This window comes from Roseovarius sp., assembly GCF_018066915.1.
Classification (GTDB): Bacteria; Pseudomonadota; Alphaproteobacteria; order Rhodobacterales; family Rhodobacteraceae; genus Roseovarius.
The window spans coordinates 1-5329 of record NZ_JAGPVV010000284.1 but is presented as its reverse complement, the minus strand read 5'-3'; the positions used below and the strand labels follow the sequence as shown (position 1 = coordinate 5329).

The following is a 5329-nucleotide window of genomic DNA, read 5'->3' as shown; positions in this document are numbered from 1 at the left end:
GTTGCCGGCGGTTGTGACCCAGACGGGCAGCACCTGAGACACCGGGCGCGGTTGGGTCACGACGGCGTGCATCGTGCCATCGGCGCGGGGGAACTCCACCGCCTCGCCGCGCCAGAGGCGGCGCAGATCGCGGATCGCCTCGAACATGGCGGGCTTGTTGCGCGGCGGCGTGTTTTCCGGGCGCAGGATGAAATCGTCAGGGTGCCAGCCGGAGGCAATCGCCAGACCTGCGCGCCCGTTGGTGAGGTTGTCGATGACCGCCCATTCCTCGGCAATGCGCGCGGGATGGTGGAGGGGGGCCACACAGCTTCCGGCGCGCACGGCGATGTTTTGCGTGACCGCCGCGACGGCGGCCCCCGTCACCGAGGGGTTGGGATAGGGGCCCCCAAAGGCGTGAAAATGCCGCTCGGGCGTCCAGACCGCGCAAAAGCCGTGGGTGTCGGCGAATTGCGCGCCTTCGAGCAGGGATTTGTATTTGTCGCGCCCCGAACCATCGTCATTGCCCCAATAGTAGAGGCTGAATTGCATGCCCCGGTCGGACGTGGCCAATTGCCCAGAGGACACCAGTGCGCGGCTTTCGTCGCCGCTGAGGATGAGGGTGTAGCCGCGCGCGAGCGTGTAAAAGAGTTCGAGCACGGAAATGTCGAAATTGAGGCTGGTCACGGCGAGCCAGACGGCATCCGGTTCCGCCGGGATACGGTCATCCATGCCGGCAAAGAAATTGGCGACGTTGCGATGCGTGACCATGACGCCCTTGGGGCGGCCGGTTGAGCCGGAGGTATAGATCACATAGGCCAGATCGTCGGGGCCTGCGCCGCCGTCAACCGCGCTGTCGGGGGCATTGGTGAGGCGCGGATCGGTGTCGAGCGCGAGGGTCTGCGCGGTTGGCGGCAGGGTATCTGCTACGTCAGAGCGGGTGACGACCACGCGCGCGGCGCTGTCGCTGAGGTAGAGCGCCAGACGGTCGGCGGGATAGGCCGGGTCCATCGGCACATAGGCCCCGCCTGCCTTCCAGATGCCCAAGGCGGCGGCGATCATATCGGCAGAGCGCGGCAGGCAGAGACCCACCAGCACGCCGGGGCCGACGCCCATCTGTCGCAGCACATGGGCGATGCGGTTGGCGCGGGTGTCTAGGGCGGCATAGGTGAGGGTTTCGGCCTCGAACACCACGGCGCGGGCATGGGGCGTCTTGGCGATCTGTGTGGCGATCAGGCGGTGCAGGGGGCGGGCGTCATAGGGGGTATCGGTGCGGTTCCACGCGTCGACGACCATGCGGCGCTCGGCCTCGGGCAGGGGGGCGGTGTCGCCGCGCGCCACGGCCTCAACCCGCCGCGCGAGAAGGTCGGCCATGGCGGGCGAAAGGCGTGCGGCGTCATAGACGAGTGTGGGGGTGTCGGAGAGGTCGATGGTCAGCGCCGTGCCGGGAATAAGGCCGCGCCCCGCGACACGCAGCCCGATATGCGGGGTCTGCGCGGCCTCAAGGGCCGGGTCACGGGCGAAGAGATCGAGCGCGAAGGCCCCGCGCGCTTCGGCCTCGGGGATGCTTTGGGCCAGGTTCGGGACGGCGACCGGCACCCAAGGGCAGACATGGCCGGGGACAAGTGCCGCCTCGACCGCCGCCCCGGCATAGGCGATATGCGTGGCCTCATCGCCGCCCAGACGCGCGGCCCAGAGGCCGATCGCGTCGAGCGCATCGGCGGGCAGATCAAGCGTGCGGCGCTCTTCAACGCCTGCGCCGCTGCCCAGTGGCAAGGTGATGGGGCGCAGGGCGCGCAGGTTGCGACGCCAATAGCCGTCTTGGGACGCAAGGTTTGTCAGCAGGTCGGTGACGGGATGAGTGGTCAGGACCGACCCCACGGCGACGCCCGCGAGAGGGGCCGCGCCACCCTCGGGCCCGGTCAACGCACTGAGCCGTAACGCACCCGCACCTGTGGCCACGGTGAGGCGTGTGGCCTCGACGCTGAGGACCACACCCGGTGCGCCGCTGCCCGGCACCACCTCGGCCCGGCCTACGAGCAGCACACGGTCGCCCGCGATGATCCGCGCCCGGTTGAGCGGGTTGGCATAGCCGCCGTGATCAAGCGCGCGCACCAGCCGTGCCAGAACCTCGGCGGGTTGGGTGAAATCGAGGCAGAGCCCCTCGGGGCGCTGGTCACGGGCGAAATAGCTGCGCGCGCCGAGGTCTTGGGTCTGTGCCGTCACGGCGCCCTGTTCGAGGGCGGTGATCACATCGGGAAAGCTGTCGAGCGCCGCTGCGTAGCATTTGGCGTTGAGGGTAAAGGCGGTTTCATCCCCCGAAATATCCAGCATGCGCTGAGTGATGATGCGCCCTTCGTCCACCCCACCTTCGATCAGGTGCCAAGTGATGCCATGCTGCGCCTCGCCGTTCAGAATGGCCCAGACCGGCGCATTGAGACCGGCGTAGCGCGGCAGCGGGCCATCGTGGAAATTGACCGCGCCGCGCGTGGCGCGCGCCAGCACGGTTTGCGGCAGCAGGTCGAGATTGGCGATGGACAAGAGCCAGTCGCACGTGAGTTCGCCCAACCGCTCGGCCAGACCCGGACCGGGCGAAACGACGCGCAGGCCTTTGGCCTCGGCCCAAGCCGCCACATCGGCATGGCGGGTGATCACCGCCTTGATGCCGTGCCCGCGCGCGAGCCAGGTCTCGCCACACTGAAGGGCGAGGGATTCGTTGCCGATCAAGAGGGCCTGCATCATGGCTTGATCCTTTTTTGCCGGTTCAGCGCCGCGCCAAGATCGCCCAGCACCAGATCGCGCAGGAAATAGGGTGGGCTGCCTGCACCCTTGCGCCGCAGGAGCCGCCAGAGCGTGCCAAGCCCGGCACCCAGCAGATGCGCCAGCGTGACAAGGGCGAGATAGGCGGCACCGTGGTTCTTGGTGAAATAATACCGGCGCGAGGCGAACCAATAGGCGGGCACGCGGCCCCATCTCTTCATCCCCGTGCTGACCGATCCGATATGTTCGACCCGGCTATCTGTGACGAAATCGGTGTGCCAGCCCGCGCGCGCGGCGCGCAGGCAGAGGTCGGTTTCCTCGAAATAGAGAAAGAACCGTTCGTCAAAGCCACCGATTTGATCAAGCACGTCTTGGCGGATCATCAGGCTGGCCCCGGCCAGCCAATCGACGGTTTGCGTGGTCTGGGGCACGGGCAGAGGCACGGTATGGGCGTGCAAGAGGCGGCTGATCGGGCCGATCCGCGCCGCCCCTTCGAACTCGCCCAAGATCGAGGGAAAGCGGAAGCAGGTGACATGGGCCGCGCCATCGGGACCGTGGATATAGCTGCCTGCGAGGCCGGTTTTGGGATGGGTTTCGAGATGAGCCACAAGTGCTGCAATGGCCTCCGGGGCGGGAAAGGCATCGGAATTGAGGATATAGACGTAATTGGGGCGCGCGCCGTCGCTAAGACCAGCGCGCATGCCTGCGTTATTGCCCGCGCCAAAGCCGCCGTTATGGCCGGATTGCACCACGCGCACGCGGTCCCAATCGGCAACGCCGGCCTGCATCTCCTCGAATGAGCCATCGCCGGAATCGTTGTCCACCAGCACGATCTCGCCCGCGATGCCCTGCATGGCGCGGCGGGCGGCATCCGCTGCCTTGAGGCTCATGTCAGGCGTGCGCCAGTTGAGGACGATGGTGAGGACGCGGGGAACGGTCATTCTGCGGCCTCGCGGTGATCGGGCATGGTTTGTGCCACTTCTGCCGCCTCGATCACCCGGCGCAGGCGCGCGGCCAAGACCCGCACATTGGGCTCCAACACCATGGAATCATGGGTGCCGGGCACCTCTGTCACCTGCACCTGCGGGGCAAAGCCCGCCCAGTCATTGTCAGGCATCACATAGGCACGCTCGCTGCTGACCCAACGGCCATTGGAAACCTGCCATTTGCCAACCAGCGGCGGGCGGAAGAGGTGCAGCGCGCCTGCCCATGGGCGCACCTGATACTTGGCGATGGCGCGGTAGAACGCGGCCTCTATGGCGCTGTCGTGGAATTGGTGCGTGTCGGTCACGGCCTCGGGCTTGGGCTGGCGTTTGGTGATTTCCCATGCGAGCCTGCGCGCCGCCCACCGCAGAGGATAGAGCGGGCCGCCGGCCTTGAGTTCCTGCCATTGGATCATCAGCCGGTCGCGGCGCGAGAGCGGGCGGCGCTGGGGCAGCGGCGTGTCGAGCATCACGATCAGCGCCACCTCTTCGCCCGCCGTGCGCAATTGCTGCGCCATCTCATAGGCGGTGATGCCGCCGCCAGAAAAGCCACCCAAGAGATAGGGGCCGTGCGGCTGCACCTGCCGCAGTTCGGCGATCATGTCGGCTGCGGCCTCGGTCAGATCGTCATGGGGGGCGGCCCCACCATAGAGGCCACGCGCCTGAAGCCCGTAAAAGGGCCGATCCTCGCCCAAGAGATGCGCCAGATGGCGCAGGTTCAGCACATTGCCGAACATGCCCGCGACAAGGAAGAAGGGCGTTTTCGGCCCGCCTTCGCCCCGGTGCATCGGCACCAGATGGGTAAAACGGCGCTGCGGTTCCGCGGGGGCGGGCGCGTCCTCTCCCGCCTCCTGCGGCCCGATTTGCGCCTCGATCAGCGCGGCGCAGGCGCGGATGGTGGGGGCCTCGAAGAGGATCGAAATGGGCAGATCGACGCGATACGCCTTGCGGATCATGCCAAAGAGGCGGACGGCGATGAGGGAATGACCGCCAAGATCAAAGAAGGAATCCTCGGCGCCGACCTGCTCCAGCCCCAGAAGGTCAGACCAGAAGCCCGCAAGCCGGGTCTCGATCTCTCCCTCGGGGGCTGTGAAATCGCTGTCGAGATCGGGGCGTTCAAAGCGTTGTCCGTTGCTCTCAGGTGCCTGCGCGCCCGCCTCTGCCTGCGCGATGAGCGTGGGCAGGTCGAGCGAGGAAACAAGGATTTGCGGCGCGGATTGCGCCAAGGCACGGCGAAAGGCCTCGGCCCCCTCAGTGGGGCGGATGCCTTCGCGCAAGGCGTGGCGCAGGCGCTCTTCGGCGGGGCTTGCGGGGGCGCTCTCGGTCTGGCCCTCGAAGCGGATTTCGCTGGCGCGTGGTGGGGTCAGGGTGAGGCCGCCCACCTGTTTGCGGATGGCGAAATCGGTGATTTCGATCAGCACCCGGCCTGCAGCATCGCAAAGCGTGATGTCAAAGCGCGCGGTTTCATCGCTTGCGCGGTTGTCGGCGGCATTGCGGACATGAGACCAGACCTCGGCCCCCAAGGGCCCGTGGACGCTGAGCGACCCGTAGGACATGGGCACCCAGAGATCGGACCCGTCATAGCCCGCAATCAGCCCCATGGCCCAGCC

At 67.2% G+C, this 5329-nt stretch carries 3 protein-coding genes; all 3 read right to left on the bottom strand.

What is annotated here, in order from left to right:
• On the bottom strand, positions 1-2718 hold a 2718-nt coding region (locus tag KBT70_RS15965; protein ID WP_296636208.1), incomplete at its 3' end, for a MupA/Atu3671 family FMN-dependent luciferase-like monooxygenase.
• Positions 2715-3677: a glycosyltransferase family 2 protein gene (locus KBT70_RS15960; protein WP_296636204.1), complete on the bottom strand. Its 963-nt coding sequence runs from the start codon at positions 3675-3677 to the stop codon at positions 2715-2717. The genes KBT70_RS15965 and KBT70_RS15960, both read right to left, overlap by 4 nt.
• Positions 3674-5329 (bottom strand): thioesterase domain-containing protein (locus tag KBT70_RS15955; RefSeq protein ID WP_296636200.1); only part of this gene is annotated, 1656 nt, incomplete at its 5' end. The genes KBT70_RS15960 and KBT70_RS15955, both read right to left, overlap by 4 nt.